General features: G+C 71.3%; 20 protein-coding genes. 11 read left to right on the forward strand and 9 right to left on the reverse strand.

The window, feature by feature from the left end:
• Positions 1-58: 58 nt before the first annotated feature.
• Positions 59-448 (forward strand): META domain-containing protein, encoded by a 390-nt coding sequence (locus BLT99_RS13580; RefSeq protein ID WP_092673510.1) that lies wholly within the window; start codon positions 59-61, stop codon positions 446-448.
• A gap of 3 nt (positions 449-451) precedes the next feature.
• Here the strand turns inward: BLT99_RS13580 and BLT99_RS13585 are convergent, their stop codons facing one another.
• On the reverse strand, positions 452-871 hold the full coding sequence (locus BLT99_RS13585) for a VOC family protein (protein WP_092673514.1): 420 nt from the start codon (positions 869-871) through the stop codon (positions 452-454).
• A gap of 55 nt (positions 872-926) precedes the next feature.
• A complete protein-coding gene (locus BLT99_RS13590) occupies positions 927-1934 on the reverse strand; it encodes a helix-turn-helix transcriptional regulator (RefSeq protein ID WP_092673517.1) in 1008 nt (335 codons plus the stop codon).
• Between the two features lie 60 nt (positions 1935-1994).
• Between BLT99_RS13590 and BLT99_RS13595 the strand changes: the two genes are divergently transcribed.
• The 3 genes from BLT99_RS13595 to BLT99_RS13605 all read left to right on the forward strand — a co-directional run bounded on the left by BLT99_RS13595 (position 1995) and on the right by BLT99_RS13605 (position 5689).
• A complete protein-coding gene (locus BLT99_RS13595; RefSeq protein WP_197675499.1) occupies positions 1995-2987 on the forward strand; it encodes an ATP-binding cassette domain-containing protein in 993 nt (330 codons plus the stop codon).
• Between the two features lie 32 nt (positions 2988-3019).
• Positions 3020-3847, forward strand: a complete 828-nt coding sequence (locus BLT99_RS13600) for an ABC transporter permease (protein WP_092673520.1) — start codon at positions 3020-3022, stop codon at positions 3845-3847.
• A 72-nt stretch (positions 3848-3919) separates the two neighbouring features.
• On the forward strand, positions 3920-5689 hold the full coding sequence (locus BLT99_RS13605; RefSeq protein ID WP_092676374.1) for a phytoene desaturase family protein: 1770 nt from the start codon (positions 3920-3922) through the stop codon (positions 5687-5689).
• Between the two features lie 48 nt (positions 5690-5737).
• On the opposite strand, the gene BLT99_RS13610 is transcribed toward BLT99_RS13605, so the two are convergent.
• The gene (locus BLT99_RS13610; RefSeq protein WP_229724400.1) at positions 5738-6145 is read right to left on the reverse strand and encodes a hypothetical protein; all 408 of its coding nucleotides are present in this window, start codon (positions 6143-6145) and stop codon (positions 5738-5740) included.
• A 69-nt stretch (positions 6146-6214) separates the two neighbouring features.
• Between BLT99_RS13610 and BLT99_RS13615 the strand changes: the two genes are divergently transcribed.
• Together BLT99_RS13615 and BLT99_RS13620 are read left to right on the forward strand one after the other, a co-directional pair.
• The gene (locus tag BLT99_RS13615) at positions 6215-6733 is read left to right on the forward strand and encodes an SRPBCC domain-containing protein (RefSeq protein WP_157674999.1); all 519 of its coding nucleotides are present in this window, start codon (positions 6215-6217) and stop codon (positions 6731-6733) included.
• A 68-nt stretch (positions 6734-6801) separates the two neighbouring features.
• The gene (locus BLT99_RS13620) at positions 6802-7839 is read left to right on the forward strand and encodes an AI-2E family transporter (RefSeq protein WP_092673526.1); all 1038 of its coding nucleotides are present in this window, start codon (positions 6802-6804) and stop codon (positions 7837-7839) included.
• A gap of 58 nt (positions 7840-7897) precedes the next feature.
• On the opposite strand, the gene BLT99_RS13625 is transcribed toward BLT99_RS13620, so the two are convergent.
• Complete coding sequence (locus tag BLT99_RS13625; protein WP_092673529.1) at positions 7898-8242, reverse strand: DUF7882 family protein; 345 nt, start codon at positions 8240-8242, stop codon at positions 7898-7900.
• Between the two features lie 173 nt (positions 8243-8415).
• Here BLT99_RS13625 and BLT99_RS13630 point away from each other — a divergent pair, with 173 nt between their 5' ends.
• Positions 8416-8859 (forward strand): MarR family winged helix-turn-helix transcriptional regulator, encoded by a 444-nt coding sequence (locus BLT99_RS13630; RefSeq protein WP_092673532.1) that lies wholly within the window; start codon positions 8416-8418, stop codon positions 8857-8859.
• Between the two features lie 3 nt (positions 8860-8862).
• Here BLT99_RS13630 and BLT99_RS13635 read toward each other — a convergent pair whose 3' ends face one another.
• From BLT99_RS13635 to BLT99_RS13645, 3 genes are all read right to left on the reverse strand, one after another.
• A complete protein-coding gene (locus BLT99_RS13635) occupies positions 8863-9207 on the reverse strand; it encodes a hypothetical protein (RefSeq protein ID WP_092673535.1) in 345 nt (114 codons plus the stop codon).
• A 121-nt stretch (positions 9208-9328) separates the two neighbouring features.
• Positions 9329-9895 carry an acyl-CoA thioesterase gene (locus BLT99_RS13640; protein ID WP_092673539.1) on the reverse strand — a complete coding sequence of 189 codons (567 nt, stop codon included), beginning with the start codon at positions 9893-9895 and terminating at the stop codon, positions 9329-9331.
• 114 nt (positions 9896-10009) lie between these two features.
• On the reverse strand, positions 10010-11209 hold the full coding sequence (locus BLT99_RS13645; RefSeq protein ID WP_092673542.1) for a bifunctional 2-methylcitrate synthase/citrate synthase: 1200 nt from the start codon (positions 11207-11209) through the stop codon (positions 10010-10012).
• Between the two features lie 287 nt (positions 11210-11496).
• On the opposite strand from BLT99_RS13645, the gene BLT99_RS13650 reads away from it, so the two are divergent.
• Entirely contained in the window at positions 11497-12438 is a 942-nt protein-coding gene (locus tag BLT99_RS13650) for a PDDEXK family nuclease (protein ID WP_092673545.1), read from the forward strand.
• A gap of 55 nt (positions 12439-12493) precedes the next feature.
• On the opposite strand, the gene BLT99_RS13655 is transcribed toward BLT99_RS13650, so the two are convergent.
• Positions 12494-14032, reverse strand: coding sequence for an MmgE/PrpD family protein (locus BLT99_RS13655; RefSeq protein ID WP_092673548.1), 1539 nt, complete (start codon positions 14030-14032; stop codon positions 12494-12496).
• Between the two features lie 94 nt (positions 14033-14126).
• Here BLT99_RS13655 and BLT99_RS13660 point away from each other — a divergent pair, with 94 nt between their 5' ends.
• Both BLT99_RS13660 and sufU read left to right on the forward strand, forming a co-directional pair.
• Complete coding sequence (locus BLT99_RS13660) at positions 14127-15437, forward strand: aminotransferase class V-fold PLP-dependent enzyme (protein WP_371874205.1); 1311 nt, start codon at positions 14127-14129, stop codon at positions 15435-15437.
• On the forward strand, positions 15437-15877 hold the full coding sequence (gene sufU / locus BLT99_RS13665) for a Fe-S cluster assembly sulfur transfer protein SufU (RefSeq protein WP_092673554.1): 441 nt from the start codon (positions 15437-15439) through the stop codon (positions 15875-15877). The genes BLT99_RS13660 and sufU overlap by 1 nt, the downstream gene beginning before the upstream one ends.
• A gap of 3 nt (positions 15878-15880) precedes the next feature.
• On the opposite strand, the gene BLT99_RS13670 is transcribed toward sufU, so the two are convergent.
• Positions 15881-16978 carry an enoyl-CoA hydratase/isomerase family protein gene (locus tag BLT99_RS13670; protein WP_092673557.1) on the reverse strand — a complete coding sequence of 366 codons (1098 nt, stop codon included), beginning with the start codon at positions 16976-16978 and terminating at the stop codon, positions 15881-15883.
• Between the two features lie 56 nt (positions 16979-17034).
• Here BLT99_RS13670 and BLT99_RS13675 point away from each other — a divergent pair, with 56 nt between their 5' ends.
• Complete coding sequence (locus BLT99_RS13675) at positions 17035-17418, forward strand: VOC family protein (protein WP_092673560.1); 384 nt, start codon at positions 17035-17037, stop codon at positions 17416-17418.
• Positions 17419-17432: the final 14 nt, after the last annotated feature.

The following is a 17432-nucleotide window of genomic DNA, read 5'->3' on the forward strand; positions in this document are numbered from 1 at the left end:
TCCGATCCGACCAGAACGGGGGCGTGACGCGAAGCGGACCCGGGTCTACGCTTCGGGCATGAGCAGACCTCACGGAATCGTGCTCGTCGGTGGCCTCGCCATCGTGTTCGCCCTCGCGGGCTGCGCCGGCGAAGAGGGCGACGTGAGCGGCGGCGACATCGACCCGACCGGCACGTGGGGCGACTCCTCGGGCACCGATTCGCCGTTCCTCACGCTGGAGGACGGTGGCGACCTCTCGGGCAGCGACGGCTGCAACAGCCTCAGCGGCACGTGGTCGGTCGACGAAGCAGACCAGGTCGTGTTCGAGAACGTGGCGTCGACCCAGAAGGCGTGCGAGGGCGTCGACGACTGGATGTCGCAGCTGAGCGTCGCCGAGGTCTCCGGCGACACCATGACGGTCCTGGGTACCGACGGTGCGCAGATCGGACAGCTCGAGCGCGCGGACTGAGGTTCAGCCCGCCTCGTGCATCCACGGCGTGTAGCTCACGCCGACGAGCAGCCCCTCGGGACTCATGAGCCGCGACGTGGTCTGTCCCCACGGCTCCTCGTGCGCCTCGACGAGGATCTCGAGGCCCTTCGCGCGCAGTTCCTCGACCGCCGGTGCGACGGCCTCGGGCGAGGCGACGTCGAACTCGATCCACGCCTGCGGCACGGGCCGGTCGGCCGGCCACTCGGTCGTGCCGAAGGTCGCCTCGGCGGCCTGGTCGAGTGGCCAGATGGCGAACGCCTTGGCGCCCTCGACCTCCTCGGTGTGGAAGTAGCGCGGGGCGTTCTCGTGGAACGGGATGCCGAGCGCGCCCGCCCAGAAGTCGTGGGACGCCGAGTCGACGGTGCCGATCGGCCCGAATCCGGCGATGAAGGCGATGTCCATGTGCCCCATTCGACCTCACCCCGCCGACACCGCCACCCCTGTGTCACGGTCGACGTCAGGGTGACGAGCCAGCCGCGGCGGCGAGGCGCGCGGACTGCGACCGCAGGAACTCGAGCAGTTCGGGCGAACCCTCGATGCGGCATCCGACGCCCTCGGGCACCCACAGCAGTGCGGCGGCGACCGCCTGCACCGACTCGCCCTCGATCGGCCACTCGGTTCCGGCGCCGTCTGCGGTCGCCACGGCGTCGCGGGCCCACCAGCCGAGCCGTTCCCGGAACTCCTCGAGCGGCAGGTCGACCACGATGCGGGCCGTCATGCCCCGGTCGCGCCAGCGCACGGCCCGCTGCACTCGCTCCAGCGCGTCCTCGTCGGAGAGCGGCCGCGGCGCGAAGCGCACGCGCGTGGGGAACACGTCGGCGATCCGGTCGAGGCGGAACGTGCGCCAGTCGTCGCGGTCGCGGTCCCAGGCAAGCAGGTACCAGCGCCGGCCGAGCGGCACGAGCCGGTGGGGCTCGATCGAGCGAGCGGATGGCACGCCCGAGGCATCCGTGTATCGCATGCGGACGCGCTCGCTGTCGCGGCAGCACAGCGCGAGCAGCCCGAGCAGGTCGCTGTCGACGGACGGCGCGGCGCCGGCGCCCGACCCACCCAGCCCGGACCATCCCGACGGCACCGCCGGCGTCGCGACCGCCTGCAGCGCCTCGATGCGCCGCCGAAGTGCGGGCGGCAGCACCTGCTCGATCTTCGCGAGGGCGCTGAGGGTCGTGTGCTCGGCGCCGCGCAGCCCGGCGGCCGCCTGGGATCGCAGGCCCACCGCGATCGCGACCCCCTCGTCGTCGGTGAGCAGCAGGGGCGGCAGCCCGGTGCCGGCCTCGAGCCGGTATCCGCCGGCCACACCCCGCGTCGACTCGATCGAGTAGCCGAGTTCGCGGAGCCGCTCGACGTCGCGACGGAGCGTCCGCTCGGAGACGTCGAGCCGGTCGACGAGCTCGCGCGCCGTCCAGTGGCGGTGGCTCTGCAGCAGCGAGAGCAGTTCGAGCGTGCGGGTCGTGGTCGCGGCCATGTGCTGATTCTCCTCCTATTGCGGACAGGAACTGTCCGCAAGCGGCGAGAGGCTGGTCACATGACGAACCAGATGATCACCGCGCGGGGCCTCACCAAGACGTTCCGCGCGAAGGGACAGCCCGTCGAGGCGGTCCGCGACGTCGACCTCGCCGTCGAGGCGGGCGAGCTCGTGGCGTTCCTCGGCCCGAACGGCGCCGGCAAGTCGACCACCCTGCGCATGCTCACCACCTTGCTGCCGCCCACGGCCGGCGAGGCGACGGTCGCGGGATGCGACATCCGCCTCGACCCGGCCGGCGTGCGGCGCCGCATCGGCTACGTCGGCCAGGGCGATTCCGGGGGCCACTCGCAGCGGGTGCGCGACGAGCTGCACGCGCAGGGCGCGTTCTACGGGCTGGGCCGACGCGAGACCCGTGTCCGCGCCGCCGAGCTCGTCGAGTCGCTCGAGCTCGGACAGGTCGCGAACCGCCAGGTGCAGTCGCTCTCAGGTGGGCAGAAGCGGCGCGTCGACATCGCGCTCGGCCTCCTCCACCGGCCCGAGCTGCTGTTCCTCGACGAACCGTCCACCGGGCTCGATCCGCACAGCCGCGCGAACCTGTGGGAGCACATCATCGAGCTGCGGCGGACCACCGGCACGACGATCTTCCTCACGACGCACTACCTCGACGAGGCCGACGAACTCGCCGAGCGCGTCATGGTCATGGACCACGGACGCGTCATCGCCGACGACACCGCGCCCGCGCTCAAGCAGCAGCTCGGCGGCGACCGGGTCACGCTCGCATTCGGGTCGGCGTCGGATGCCGCTGCCGCGGCGTCGCACGTCGGCGGCGAGGTGCACGGAGCGGTCGTGACCGTCACGGCACCCGACGGCGACCGGGCGCTCCCCCGTTGGATCCGCGGGCTCGCGGCCGACGGGCTCGAGGTGACCGCGGCGACGCACCGCGCGCCCACGCTCGACGACGTGTTCCTCGCCCTGACCGGCCGGTCGTTGCGCGAGGAGGGCGCCACGCCCGGATCCGACGAGGCCGCCTCCGACGAGCCCGCCGCAGCCTGACACCGATCGAACGACGAAGGAGCTGAATCCGCATGAACACCCTCACCCGCACCACCACGCCGCCCTCCGCCGCGCGCGACGCGCACCGCGCGCCATCCGCTCGCCCGACCGGGTTCGTGCACGACACCGCAGCGGTCTTCGTCCGCGAGACCCGCCCGCTCGTGCGCGACCCGTTCAGCGTCGTGTTCTCGCTCGTGCAACCGCTCGTCTTCCTCGGCCTGTTCGGGCCGCTGCTCGTCGGCGCGGCCGGCGGAGACGCGGCGTCGACGCTGCAGTGGTTCGTCCCCGGCATCCTCGTGATGGTGGCGCTGTTCGGCACGGCGTCGACCGGCGCGAACCTGCTGTTCGAGATGCAGACCGGATCGCACGAGCGAACGCTCGTGGCCCCGCTCTCGCGCGGCGCATTGCTCGTCGGCCGCGCGCTCAAGGACGTCGTGCCGCTCGTGATCCAGGGCACGATCGTCGTGCTGGTCGCCGTGCCATTCGGGTTCCGGCTCGACGTGCCGGGGCTCGTCGCGGGGCTGGTGGTGCTCGCGGTGTTCGGCGTCGGGCTCGGAGCGCTCAGCTACACGCTCGCGCTCGCGTGCCGCAACCGCGACTGGATGTTCTGGATGGTGCACCAGACGCTGCTCTTCCCGCTCATGATCCTCTCGGGCATGCTGCTCCCGCTCGAGGACGGGCCCGCCTGGATGCAGGTCGCGGCGGCCGTGAACCCGCTCAGCTACCTCGTCGACGCGGAGCGCGCGCTGCTGGGCGGCGAGTTCGGCGACCCGTCGATCGTCGGCGGCATGATCGCCGCAGCGGTCACGTGCGCGATCGGGCTCGCGCTGGGCGTCCGGGCGATGCGCCGCGCCCGCTGACCGCCGGCCCGAAGAGAGGGGCGGATGGCGCGACCGGCCGGGGCGCGCCATCCGCTCGTCTACGCTCGATGGATGCCCATCGACGCGCACCCGACCCCCGCACCCGCCGGCTCCGACGCCGCGCCCGACCACGACGTCGTGATCGTCGGCGGCGGGCACAACGGGCTCACGGCCGCCGCATACCTCGCCCGTGCCGGCAAGCGGGTGCTGCTGCTCGAGCGCGACGAGCACCTCGGCGGCGCGGCCGTCTCGGCGCAGGCGTTCGACGGCGTCGACGCGCGCCTCAGCCGCTACTCGTACCTCGTGAGCCTGATGCCGCAGCGCATCATCGACGACCTCGGCCTCGATGTGCGCCTCGTGCGGCGCCGCTTCTCGTCCTACACGCCCGACCCGCGCGACCCGGGCCGCGGCCTGCTCGTCGACGTCGAGGCGGATGCCGCGGCCGCCCGCGACGCGTTCGCCCGGGTGGGCGCGGCCGACGACGTCGACGCGTGGCAGGCGTTCTACGCCGACACGGCCCGGCTCGGCGAGGCCCTCTTCCCGACGCTCACCGAACCGCTGCCGACACGCGACGAAGCCCGCGCGCTCGTCGGCGACGATCGCGTGTGGACCGAGTTCATCGAGCGCCCGCTCGGCGAGGCGATCGACACGCGCTTCGCCGACGACCTCGTGCGCGGCGTCGTCGCCACCGACGGCCTCATCGGCACGTACACCGACCTCGGCGACGAGTCCCTCGATGCGAATCGCTGCTTCCTCTACCACGTGATCGGCGGCGGCACGGGCGACTGGGACGTCCCAGTCGGCGGCATGGGCGCCGTCACGGGCGAGCTCGCCCGCGTCGCGCGCGAGGCGGGCGCGAGCCTGCGCACCAAGGCCGAGGTCACCGCCATCGACGCCGAGACCGGCGAGGTGCACTGGATCGAGGCCGGCAGCGAGCGGATGGCGCGTGCCCACGTGGTGCTCGCGAACGTCGCACCGTTCGTGCTCGACCGCCTGCTCGGCCCGTCCGCGTCGAGTCTCGAGGCCGCGGGCGTCACCACGAGCGCGGGCGCCCCCGCCGACGAGACCGGACCCGACGCGTCGGTGGCGCCGCGCGACGAACCGCCCTTCTCGGCCGGCTCCGATGAGGTGCCCGTCGATGAGTACGCGCAGCGCCGGCTCGCGCGCCTCGGCATGCCCGAGGGCGCCCAGGTCAAGGTGAACCTGCTGCTGACGCGCCTGCCCCGCCTGCTCGACGAGTCCGTCGCGCCCGAGCAGGCGTTCGCGGGCACGTTCCACATCAACGAGCTCGGCACGCAGCTCGCGGCCGCGTTCCAGCAGGCGGCGAGCGGCGAGCTGCCCGACCCGCTGCCGTGCGAGATCTACTGCCACACGTTGAGCGACCGGACCATCCTCGGCCCCGAGCTCGCCGACTCCGAGGCGCAGACGCTCACGGTGTTCGGCCTGCACGTGCCCGACCGCCTCGTCGATCGCTTCGGCAACGACGAGCTGCGCGAACGGCTGCGCGACGCCGTGCTCGCCTCGCTCGACTCGGTGCTGGCCGAGCCCATCGCCGACGTGATCGCGACGGATGGTGCGGGCCGCCCGTGCATCGAGGTGAAGACCACGCGCGACCTCGAGGAAGCGCTGAACATGCCCGGCGGCAGCATCTTCCACGGAGCCCTGTCGTGGCCGTGGGCCGAGCGCGACGCCGAGCTCCGGACGCCGGCCGAGCGCTGGGGGGTCGCGACCCCGCACGCGCGCGTGCTGCTCTGCGGCTCGGGCGCGGTCCGGGGCGGTGCGGTCAGCGGCATCGGCGGGCACAACGCCGCGATGGCCGTGCTCGAGGGCGAGCTGCCCTGAACGCACCGCGTGGCGCGGACGCGGGCCGCGCCATCCGATCGCCGTGATCTAGAACACGAACATCTGGCCGAGCACGAGGATCGCGATGACGAACAGCGCGACCACGCCGCCCACGATCGCCAGCGCGCGCGTCGACAGGTTCGCCACGCCGTAGCCGACGAGGATCGGCAGCCCGATCAGCAGGAGCGTGACGACCCACCAGAACGCCTGGTAGCCGCCGGTCGTCGCCTCGGACAGGCGACCCGCGAACAGCTGCTGCGTGCGCGGGTTCGTCGCGAACGAGAACGCCGCACTCAGCGGCACCGCGATGAGCGCGAGCACGATGATGCCCGCGAACCATCCCCACATCGTCTGATGCCCCTCGGGGAGATGCAGCGCCTCCTCCTGGTGAGGTGCGGTCGTCCGTCCCCCGGAGGGGCGGCTGGTGGTGCGTCGCTTCGATCCAGAGCTGCCCATGCGCGTCACTCTAGCCCTGCGATGCCGCCCCGGTTAGCCTGTGGTCAGGACGACACGCAGGGGGCGACGATGACCATCACTCGGGCGACCGGCCACTACGTTCGCAAGGACGACGGGCTCTACCTCCAGTTCGACCGGCTCTTCCACGCTCCCATCGAGGAGGTCTGGTACTCCCTCACGAATCCGAACGCCATGCAGGCGTGGATCGGGACGTACACGGGCATCCCGTCGACGGGTGCCGTGCGATTCCGGATGTCCGGCGACGAGGGCGAGTGGCGCAACGCCTCCGTTCTCCTGTGGGACCCGCCCCACCGCGTGCGAGCCGACATCGGCGAGGACGAGTCCGCGATCCGGGTGTACTGCCACCTCCGAGAGGCCGGCGGCATGACGACGCTCACCCTCGGGCACCGCCTGCAGTCCGGTACGGATGCCGCGGCGGTCGGTCCACGCTGCGACTACTACCTCGATCGGTTCGCCGCGGTCCGGGCCGGGCGGGCCCTGCCCGAGCGGAGCGACTACGACCCCGGACTGGTCGACACCTACCGGGCGCTGCATGTGCCGGCGCCCGTGACGGAAGTCGGGCGCTGAGAGCGATCGAGCGGCGTGCGCGCGACTCGCGCGCACGCCGCGCTCAGGTCTCGGCGCCCGGCGGCCTGATGGCGAACCGCCCGTTCGTCTGGGCATTCATCGCGACCGCGGGCGTGCTCGTGGCCTTGGCGATCGCGGCCGCCCTGCTCAGTCTGTCGGGCGTCCTGTTCTCGGTGTTCGCGGCGATCTTCATCACGCTCGGACTCGATCCGCTCGTGCGCTGGTTCGAGCGGCGCGGGATGCGGCGCGGGTTCGCGATCGTCACCGTGATCGTGCTGTTCGTGCTGGTCATCGCGGGGCTGCTCTGGGTCGTGGTCCCGCTCGTGGTCTCGCAGGCGGCGGCATTCATCGCGTCGTTGCCCGACCTGTACGCCAAGCTGCAGCAGCAGGACTGGTACCAGGACGCCGTGTCGGGTTCCGGCGGCGTGCTCGGCAACGTGTACGCCTGGTTCGTCGATCTCCTCGCCGATCCCACCACGTGGGCGACGATCGGCGGCGGTGCGCTCGACATCGGCATCGCGATCATCGGCGGGATCTCGTCGGGCTTCTTCATCTTCGTCTTGACGATCTACTTCATCGCCACGCTCGACGCATCGAAGGCCGCGATCTCCACGCTCGTCTCGGCTTCGCACCGGGCCCGGGTGGTCGACTACGCCGAGCGCATCATGCAGAACGTGGGCCGCTACCTCAGCGGCATGGTGATCCTGGCGTTCTTCAATGCGACCTACAGCTTCATCCTGCTCACGCTCGTCGGCCAGCCCTTCGCGCTCGTGATCTCGGTCGCCGCGTTCTTCATCACGCTGATCCCGCTCATCGGCACGGTGCTGACGACCATCGTGATGACCGCGCTCACGCTGTTCGTCTCGCCGACGGCAGCGCTCATCGTGCTGGTCGCCATGCTCGTCTACATGCAGGTCGAGGCGTACATCCTCACGCCGCGCGTGATGAGCAAGGCCGTGCAGGTACCGGGCTCGATCGTACTCATCGCAGCGCTTGCGGGCGGCACCCTCGCCGGGCTGCCCGGCGCGCTCGTCGCGATCCCGGTCGCGGCCGGCATCCTCCTCATCGTCAAGGAGGTCGTGGTGCCCTGGAAGGCGCGCACGTAGGGCGAGCGGCCTCGAGGCTCAGCCGACCGCCGCGAGGCTCAGCCGACCGCCGCGAGGCTCAGCCGACCGCCGCGAGGACGGGCGCCTCGAGAGCGCGCTGCTGCTCGACGGAATCGAGCTCGATCACGAGCCCGCGCACCGAGTTGGCCGCATCGGCGAGCTGGCGCAGGAGCGTGCCGTCGAGCGCCGGAGCGTCGGCCGAGTCGAAGACGAATCGCAGCGGGATGGAGGGGTCGAGCCACAGCGTGGTGCGCCCGCCCTGCGAGGAGCCAGGTGTCACCAGCGACAGGGTGAGCCGCTCCTTGCGGCGGAACTTCGTGGTCAGCACCACCTTGACATGAGCCAGGAGGCTGTCGGGGATCTGGATCGGCTCGCTGCTGCTGCCGTAGTAGAGAGAGCCCATCGCCGTTCCTTCCATCAGGTTCCCGACGTCGTCGTTGTGCGACCCCCGTCGGGACGAGCCACCAGTTTAGCACCATTATCTCGGAAACTTAGATAAATATCTGAGAAATCAGACTGGCGAGATTTCCTGATAAGGTGACCCTGACCGCCGATCCAGAAGGAGGCCGAGAGGCCATGGAGTCGGGACGTCCGGATACCTCGTCCCTCGCCGAGGCGCTGCTGCGCTACGTCAATGCGCGGTCGGCCGCCCTCATCGAGGCGCGCCGCGTGCTGCGGATCAACGAGCTCGACGCTCGGGCGCTGCTCTTCGTCGCCGACCATCCCGGAACCCGCCCCGGAATGCTGTCCAGCTATCTCGGCATCAGTTCGGCCGGCGTGACCACCCTCATCGATCGCCTGGTCGAACGGGGCGCGGTGCGTCGTGACGTCGACGCCGAGGACCGGCGCGTGAACCGACTCAACCTCACGATCGATCTCGCCGACGAGCCTTGGTCGGCACTGACCAGATTCGACGATGCATTCAACGTCGCGGCCAACGCGGGCGATCTCGACGCCGGCCTCCGGTTCGCGACCACCCTCGATGCGTTCACCGAGGCGGCCACTGCCGCGTCCGCCTAGATCTCAGGCAGAGTCGACGCCGACGAAGGCGAGCGACTTCGCCTGCAGGAAGGCGCAGAGCGCCGACACGACCGAGAGTTCCGCGGCAAGATTGAGGACGGCCGCCGCGTCCATCGTCACCGCTTCATCCCGTGGCTCCATGGTCACCTTCCAGGTGGGCGCCCCGACGACTTCGGGCTGAATGGTGATGACGGTGGCCGCGTTGACCAGGCGAACCGAGACCAGGCCTGTATCCGCGCCGTCTGCGCCGTCCTGCTGGATCACCTTCAGCTCACCGCCGAAGTGATAGCCGACCTGGTCGAATTCGTCCAGCCACGACTGGATGGTCCTCAGACTGCGAAACGGCAAGGTGACCTCCTCGCAAGACCGTTCCCCGCGAGACCCAGTATTCCGCGAAATCCCCGTTCTTCACAGGTCCGACGCCGGTGTGATACCGTTCACGGCCAGGTCCGGGTGCCCTCGACGCGGGTCAGTGCCAGAGGGATGGCGCGGCAGCGCGCGTCGCGGGCAGCGCGACATCCGCCCCCCAGCGCTCGATCCACTCGGGCAGCTCGTCGTCGGCCGGCGGCGCGCCGAAGACCTCGATGAGCTCGGTCACGGGCACCGTGCCGCCGCCCTTGCGGAGGAACCGCGCCCGGATGAACCCCTGCGCGTAGACCTCGGGCGTGCCGTCGGCCCCGGGCCGCACGAACCGCTGCTCGACGAACGCCGCCTTCTCGTCGTACCCGACGATCCGCGACTCGATCGCGAACCGCTGCCACAGGCTCAGCGACTTGCGGAACGTGATGGTCTCGCTCGCGACGACCGGGTACCAGTCGTTCGCGCGCATGAGCCCGAAGACGCCGTTTCGCACGAGCATGTCGAATCGCGCGACATCCATGATCGAGAAGTACACGCCGTTGTTCATGTGCCGATTGAGGTCGAGGTCGGTCGGCAGGGTGATGAATCGGGTGCGCGCCACCTCGTAGAGCCCGAGGCTGGGCTTGCGGCGCGCGAGCAACAGCACGTGGAGCAGGGTGCGGAACAGCATGTGCATGGTCCACGACTGTATGCCCGATTCGTCGTGGAACTCTCCACCTTGGTGGTCGGGCACAGTGCGGTGCCGGATGCCGCGGGGCGGCGTTGTGCACAGCCGCGAAGCGGCTCGCTCTCAGGCCGCCGGCTCCCCCGAGGCGTTGCCGCGCGGCGGCACGTGCCGCTCATCGGGTCCGCTGTAGACCGAGAGCGGGCGGATGAGCGCGTTCGCGGCGTTCTGCTCCATCACGTGCGCGGTCCACCCGGTGACGCGACTCGCCACGAACAGAGGCGTGAACATCTCGGTGTCCCATCCCATGAGGTGATAGGTCGGACCGGCCGGATAGTCGAGGTTCGGCTTGATGTTCTTGCGCTCGCCCATGGCCTGCTCGAGCGCCGTGTAGACCTCGAGGATGTCCGGGCGGTCGTAGTGCTCCACCATCCGCTCGAGCGCGTCGCGCATCGTCGGCACCCGCGAGTCGCCGTTCTTGTACACGCGGTGGCCGAACCCCATGATCTTGCGCTTCTCGGCGAGCGCGGCGTCGAGCCATGCGACCGCACGCTCGCCCGAACCCTCGCCGAGGCCGATCTCGTCGAACGCGTGCATCACGGCCTCGTTCGCACCGCCGTGCAGCGCGCCCTTCAGCGCGCCGATCGCGCCCGTGACCGCCGAGTAGATGTCGGAGAGCGTCGACGCGATCACGCGCGCCGTGAAGGTGGACGCGTTGAACGAGTGCTCGGCGTACAGGATCATCGAGGTGTCGAACGCGTTGACGACCTCGAGTTCGGGCGCCTCGCCGAACGCCTGCCAGAGGAAGTTGGCCGAGTACCCGAGGTCGAGCCGCGGCTCGACGAACTCGAGCTCGTGACGGCGGCGCTGGTCGTAGGTGACGATCGAGGGCAGCTTCGCGAACAGGCGGACCGACTTCTCGAGGTTGGCCTCGGGCGAGTCGTCGGGCGTCTTCGGGTCGCTCGCGCCGATGACGCTGACGGCCGTGCGCACGACGTCCATGGGGTGCGCGGTGAGCGGGAGCTCGTCGACGATGCGCTTGGTCTCGTGGTCGAGGCCGCGGTGGCCGCGCTCGAGTTCCTCGAACGCGGCGAGCTGCGTGTCATCCGGCAGCTCGCCGTTCCAGAGCAGGTAGGCGACTTCCTCGAATGTGACGGATGCCGCGAGCTCCTGCACGGGGTAGCCGCGGTAGAGCAGCGAGTTCGACTCGGGGTTCACCTTCGAGATCGCGGTGTAGTCGACGGGCACGCCCGCCAGGCCCTTGAAGATCTGCGGCTGGAAGGCGGCCTCGGACGTGGGGCCGGCCTGCGGGGTCTGCTCGCTCATCGTGCTCCTCGTGGGATTCGGCGTCCGCCCCAGCGCGGTCGCTCCCCCAGCCTACGGCGCGGGCGCCGCCCGCCGCGCGTCCGCCACCTCGGGCGCCGCGCGCGCCCCCGTCGGCTCCCCTGCGCGATCTCGTGCAAGAACGGTGCCTTCGCCAGCGCGCATACCCACGGTTCCTGCACGATGTCGGATGGCGCGACCCGTCCTCCCCTCCTCCGACACCGTGCAAACGTCCACGATGGGTCGCCCCGACGCCGAGCGGCGGGTTCGGTCCCGGCCACGCTCGGGGTATGCGCCCTCCTCGTCCGCTGCCCCAGACCCTCGCCGAACGTCCGTTCCCGGTCGCCAAAGCACTCGAGCTCGGCATCTCCCCCGACCGTCTCCGGGCCCGCGACCTCGACGCCGCGATCCACGGCGCGCGGATGCCGCGGGAGGCGGGCCTCGATACCAGGTGTCTGGCATTGCTCCTGGTCTGCCGGTCCGACGCCGTCATCTGCGGTCCGACGGCGGCGCTCCTGCACGGGCTTCCCATGCCCATGCGGTTCGCGGCGGCGACGCCGCTCCATGTCGCAGTGCCTCCTCATGCGCCAGCGGTGCGTCGGGCGGGAGTCGTCGGACATCGTCTGAGCATCGACGAGGAGGATGTCACGATCGTCCGCGAGATCGTGCTGACCCGGCTCGCACGCACGTGGTGCGACCTCGCCGCATGCCTCACGGTTCCCGAGCTGGTCGCCGCCGCCGATTCGGCCCTCCGTTCCCGGAGCACGGACGCCGACGCCCTGCGAACCGCGGTCGAGGCGTATCCCGATTTCCGCCGCCGTCAAATGCTCCGGACGGCGCTCGAGCTCGCCGACGCAGCATCCGAGTCGCCCAAGGAGTCGGAGCTGAGGGCGATCGTGATCCTCGCGGGACTGCCCCACCCCGAGGCCAACGTCGTGATCCGTCGTCACGACGGGCGGGTGGTGGCACGGGTCGACCTGCTGTTCCGCAGCTACGGCGAAGTGCTCGAGTACCACGGCGACTACCACCGCACCGACCAGCGGCAGTGGCGCCGCGATCGCACGCGCGAGGCCGAACTGGAGTCGCTCGGGTATCACGTCATGGAGGTCACGGAGCACGACCTGCGACGTCCACACGAGCTCGTCGGGCGAATCGCGCGCAACCTCGCCCGCCGAGGCTGGACCGGCACCGTCACGCATGCGCGCGGAAACGGAGCTTCCCACCGTCGGTGAAGCGTCCGTTTCTGCACGAGTACCAAAGGGGGCCGCCGCGGCCGGCGGGACCGCGTCAGAAGAGGCCGGTGGGGGGTTCCACTCCGTTGAGGGCGCCGGGGGCGGCGGTGAAGGTGAGCTGCTGCAGCTCGTCGGGGCCGAGCTCGGGCAGGCGCTGCGCGACATCCAGGAACCGGTCGATCTCGGCGGGCTCGAGCGCCCACTCGGCGAGCGTGCGGAACTTCTCGACGTACTGCTCACGGCCGAAGGGCCGAGCGCCGAGCGGGTGCGCGTCGGCGACCGCGATCTCCTCGACGATCTCGTTGCCGTCGGAAAGCCGGATGACGACGCGGCCGCCGAACGCCTTCTCGCCGATGTCGAGCGAGTGGTAGCGACGCGTCCACTCGGGGTCCTCGACGGTCGCGACCTTGCGCCAGAGCGTCACGGTGTCGGGGCGGTGCGCCCGCTCGGGGGCGTACGAGTCGGCGTGGTGCCACGTGCCGTCCTGCAGGGCGACGGTGAAGATGTACGGGATGGAGTGATCGAGCGTCTCGCGCGAGGCATCCGGGTCGTACTTCTGCGGGTCGTTCGCGCCCGAGCCGATCACGTTGTGGGTGTGGTGCGACGTGTGGATGGTGATGGACTCGACGCGGTCGGGGTCGTCGAGGATCAGCGGGTACTCGTCGTGGAGCTTGCGCGCGAGGTCGATGAGCGCCTGCGCCTGGTACTCGGCCGAATGCTCCTTCGTGTACGAGTCGAGGATGGCGCGCTTGGCCTCGCCGGCGTCGGGCAGCGGCACCTCGTAGGTCGCCTCGGGGCCGCCGAGCAGCCAGGCGATCACGCCGTCCTCGCCCTCGTAGATGGGCACCGGACTCGTCTCGCCGCGCATCGCTCGGTCGACGGCCTCGACCGCCATCTTCCCGGCGAACGCGGGCGCATACGCCTTCCACGTCGAGATCTCGCCCTTGCGCGACTGCCGCGTCGCCGTCGTCGTGTGCAGGGCCTGCCCGATGGCCTGGAAGATCGTCTCCTGGTCGAGGCCGAGCAGCGTGCCGATGCCGGCCGCGGCCGACGGGCCGAGGTGGGCGACGTGGTCGATCTTGTGCGCGTGCAGGGTGATGGCCTTGACGAGGTCGATCTGGATCTCGTAGCCGGTGGCGATGCCGCGAACGAGGTCGCGCCCGGTGAGCCCGCGCGCCGCGGCGAGATGCTGCGCGACCGCGACGATCGGCGGGATGTTGTCGCCGGGGTGCGAGTAGTCGGCCGCGAGGAACGTGTCGTGGAAGTCGAGCTCGCGCACGGCCACGCCGTTGGCCCACGCGGCCCATTCGGGCGAGGTCCGCCGCGCGGCATCCGACCCGAACACCGTCGCGCCGTCGCCGCCGATCGACACCGGATGCGTCAGCGCCTGGCTGCGCGCGGCGACCACCGGCCGACGCGCGAGGGAGGCCGCCGCGACGGCCGCGTTGTCGATGACCCGGTTGACGACCATGTCGACGACCTCGTCGTCGACCTCGACGGGATCCGTGGCGACGGCCGCGAGCTGCCAGGCGAGCTGGCCCTCCCGCGAGAGGTCCTCGTCGCTCCGGTGGGTGCGCAGGTGGTGGGTCTTCACGGGCCAACGCTACCGAATGGGGTGCCGGATGTCGCGGGCCGTCGGCCGGGGGCTCCCAGCCGTGTCCGGTATCACGCGTGAGACCATGGAGGGGATGAACCTCACCGACGCCGACACGGTCGGCGGCCACGCCGTGCGCGACATCCGCCTCGACTTCCCCGCATTCGCGACGACCGGCGACGGCCGGCCGGCCGCGTACCTCGACTCCGCCGCCACGTCGCAGCGGCCGCTCGCGGTGCTCGACGCCGAACGCGAGTACCTCGAGCACCACCTCGCCGCCGTGCACCGGGGCGCGAGCGCCGCGACCGGCGAGTCGACCACCCTCTTCGAGGACGGACGCGCCGATGTCGCCCGCTTCGTCGGCGCCGGCGACCGCGAGATCGTGTGGGCGCAGAACGCGACCGACGCGCTGAACATGGTCGCGCTCGGCATCGCCGACGCGAGCGCCGGCATCGGCGGCCCGGATGCCGCGCGGTTCGCGCTGCAGCCGGGTGACGAGATCGTGCTCACCGAGGCCGAGCACCACGCGAACCTCCTGCCGTGGCAGCGCGTCGCGCAGCGCACGGGTGCGCGGATCGTGCCGGTGCGCGTCGACGAGCACGGCCTCTGGACGATCGACGACCTCGCCGCGGTGCTGACCGAGCGCACCCGCATCGTCGCGTTCGCCGAGGTGTCGAACGTGACCGGGCTGATCGCGCCCGTCGCCGAGATCGTCGGGCTCGTCCGCGAGCGCGCGCGCGAGGCGTTCGTCGTGCTCGACGCGTGCCAGTCGGTACCCCATCGTCCGGTCGACTTCGCCGCGTACGGCGTCGACTTCGCCGCCTTCTCGGGGCACAAGATGCTCGGCCCGAACGGGATCGGCGTCTTGTACGGCCGGGACGAGCTGCTCGATGCGCTGCCGCCGGCGCGCACGGGCGGTTCGACGATCACCAGGGTGACGCTCGAGGAGTCGCATTTCCTGCCGGCCCCGCACCGCTTCGAGGCCGGAACCCAGGCCGTCTCGCAGGCGATCGGGCTCGCCGCCGCCGTCCGGTACCTCGAGGGCATCGGCATGGACGCCGTCGCAGCGCACGAGGAGGCGTTCGCTGCACGCGTCGTCGCGGGCGTCGCCGAGATCCCGGGCGTGCGGATCGTCGGCCCGCAGCCCGGCGAGCGCCGCGCGGGCCTGGTCAGCGTGAGCGTCGACGGCGTGCATGCGCACGATGTGGGCCAGTTCCTCGACGAGGCCGGCATCGTCGTGCGCGTCGGTCACCACTGCGCGCAGCCCCTGCACCGCGCGCTCGGCATCACCGCGACCACGCGGGCGAGCGCGCACGTGTACACGACCGTCGAGGAGGCCGACCGGTTCGTCGCCGCACTCGGCGAGGTGCGCGGCTTCTTCGGCCTCGCGAGGGAGGCGTCCTGATGTCGGCACTCGAGGGCCTCTACCAGCAGATCATCCTCGACCACTCGAAGGAGCGGCACGGCGACCACGCGCTCGAGGGCGCCGACGGCGAGCACCACGAGTACAACCCGACGTGCGGCGACGAGATCACCGTGCGCGTGAAGCTCGACCCCGCGCACGAGCGCATCGACGAAGTGGCCTGGCAGGGCGACGGATGCAGCATCTCGATGGCGTCGGCGTCGGTGCTCACCGACCTCGTGCAGGGGCACTCCGTCGACGAGGCGCTCGCGACCGCCGACGCGTTCCGCGCGATGCTGCGCTCGAAGGGCGAGGGCGAGCCCGACGAGGACGTGCTCGGCGACGCGATCGCGTTCCACGGCGTCGCGAAGTACGTCATGCGCATCAAGTGCGCGATGCTCTCGTGGGTCGCACTCGAGGCGGCGGTCAGGACCGCGCGCTGAGCGTCAGGCCGCCGCGGGCCAGACCGGCTCGTGCCGCTGCTCGGTGAGCACGCGCTCGGGCAGCGTCGGCGGCACGTCGTCGAGCGTGGACGGGTCCCACTTCGGGTTGCGGTCCTTGTCGATGACCTGGGCGCGGATGCCCTCGTGCAGGTCGTGCTCGCCGATGAACCACGACACGGCGCGGAACTCCTGCTCGAGCGCCTCCTCGAGCGAGGGCAGCGTGCGGGCGCGGCGCACGGCCTCGAGCGTGACCGAGAGCGCAGTCGGCGAGAGCGTCTCGAGCTCATCGGCGGCGGCCGCCGCGTAGGCCGCGGCTGCCGGATCCGCGCGCCCCGCGCCATCCGCCCGCCCCTCGGCGAACGCGCGCAGCCGTTCGATGATCGCCGAGACGGTCGGGGCCGAATAGCACGCGTCGACCCACGGCCGGGCGGCCGCGAGCGCCGACGGCCCGGGCGTCTCGTCGAAGAGCATGACGATCTCCCACGGAGTGCCGGGATCGGCGCGCTCGGCGAGCGCCTGCAGCAGGTGCGGGATCCGCTCGGACGGCACGAACGCGTCGGCGAAGCCCGCGTGGATGGCGTCGGCCGCGTCCATCGTGCGCGAGTTCAGCGCGAGGTGCGTGCCGAGTTCGCCGGGCGCGCGGCCGAGCAGCCACGTGCCGCCGACGTCGGGCGTGAAGCCGATGCGCGTCTCGGGCATCGCGACGCGCGAGCGCTCGGTGACGATGCGGATGCGCGCATGGCCGGCGAGCCCGATGCCGCCGCCCATGGTGATGCCGTCCATGATCGCCACGACCGGCTTCGGGTAGTGCGCGATGGCCGAGTTCAGCCGGTACTCGTCGCGGAAGAACCGCAGCGCCTCGTCGACATGCCCCGCCGTCGTGTAGCCGTAGAGCTCGCGCACGTCGCCGCCGGCGCAGAACCCGCGCTCGCCCGCGCCATCCAGCACCACCATCGACACGTCGGGGTCGTGCCGCCAGGCATCGAACACCGCGGTGAGCGCGCGGATCATCTCGTAGCTCAGCGCGTTGAGGGCCTGCGGGCGTTCGAGCGTGATCCGGCCGACGCCGTCGGCCGTGCTCGTGGAGAGGTGCTCGCTCACCCTGCCACGCTAGCGGCATCGATCGGCACGGCGTAGCGTCGGCCGAGGGAGGGACCATGATCGAATCCGCGTTCCCCATCGTCGAGGTGCCCGACATGGATGCCGCGATGCGCTTCTACCACGACGCGCTCGGCACCGCCGTCGTGTACCGGTATCCCGTCGACGGCGAGCCCGTCTTCGTCACCCTGCAGGCGGGCGCGTCGCAGCTCGGGCTGGGCCTGGCCGAGGGCGGCACCGCCGGCGAGGGCGCCGGCATGCTCCTCTGGTTCTACGTCGACGACGTCGATGCGACCACCACCGCGCTCGAGACGGCGGGATACCTCGTCATCGAGCGACCGGATGACACGCCGTGGGGCGAGCGCGTCTCGATGGTGTCCGATCCGTTCGGCACGCGCGTGCGACTGGGCCAGCCGATCGCGCCGCAGCCCGAGGAGGAGTGAACAGAGCGGAGTAC

The organism is Agromyces flavus (genome assembly GCF_900104685.1).
Classification (GTDB): Bacteria; Actinomycetota; Actinomycetes; order Actinomycetales; family Microbacteriaceae; genus Agromyces; species Agromyces flavus.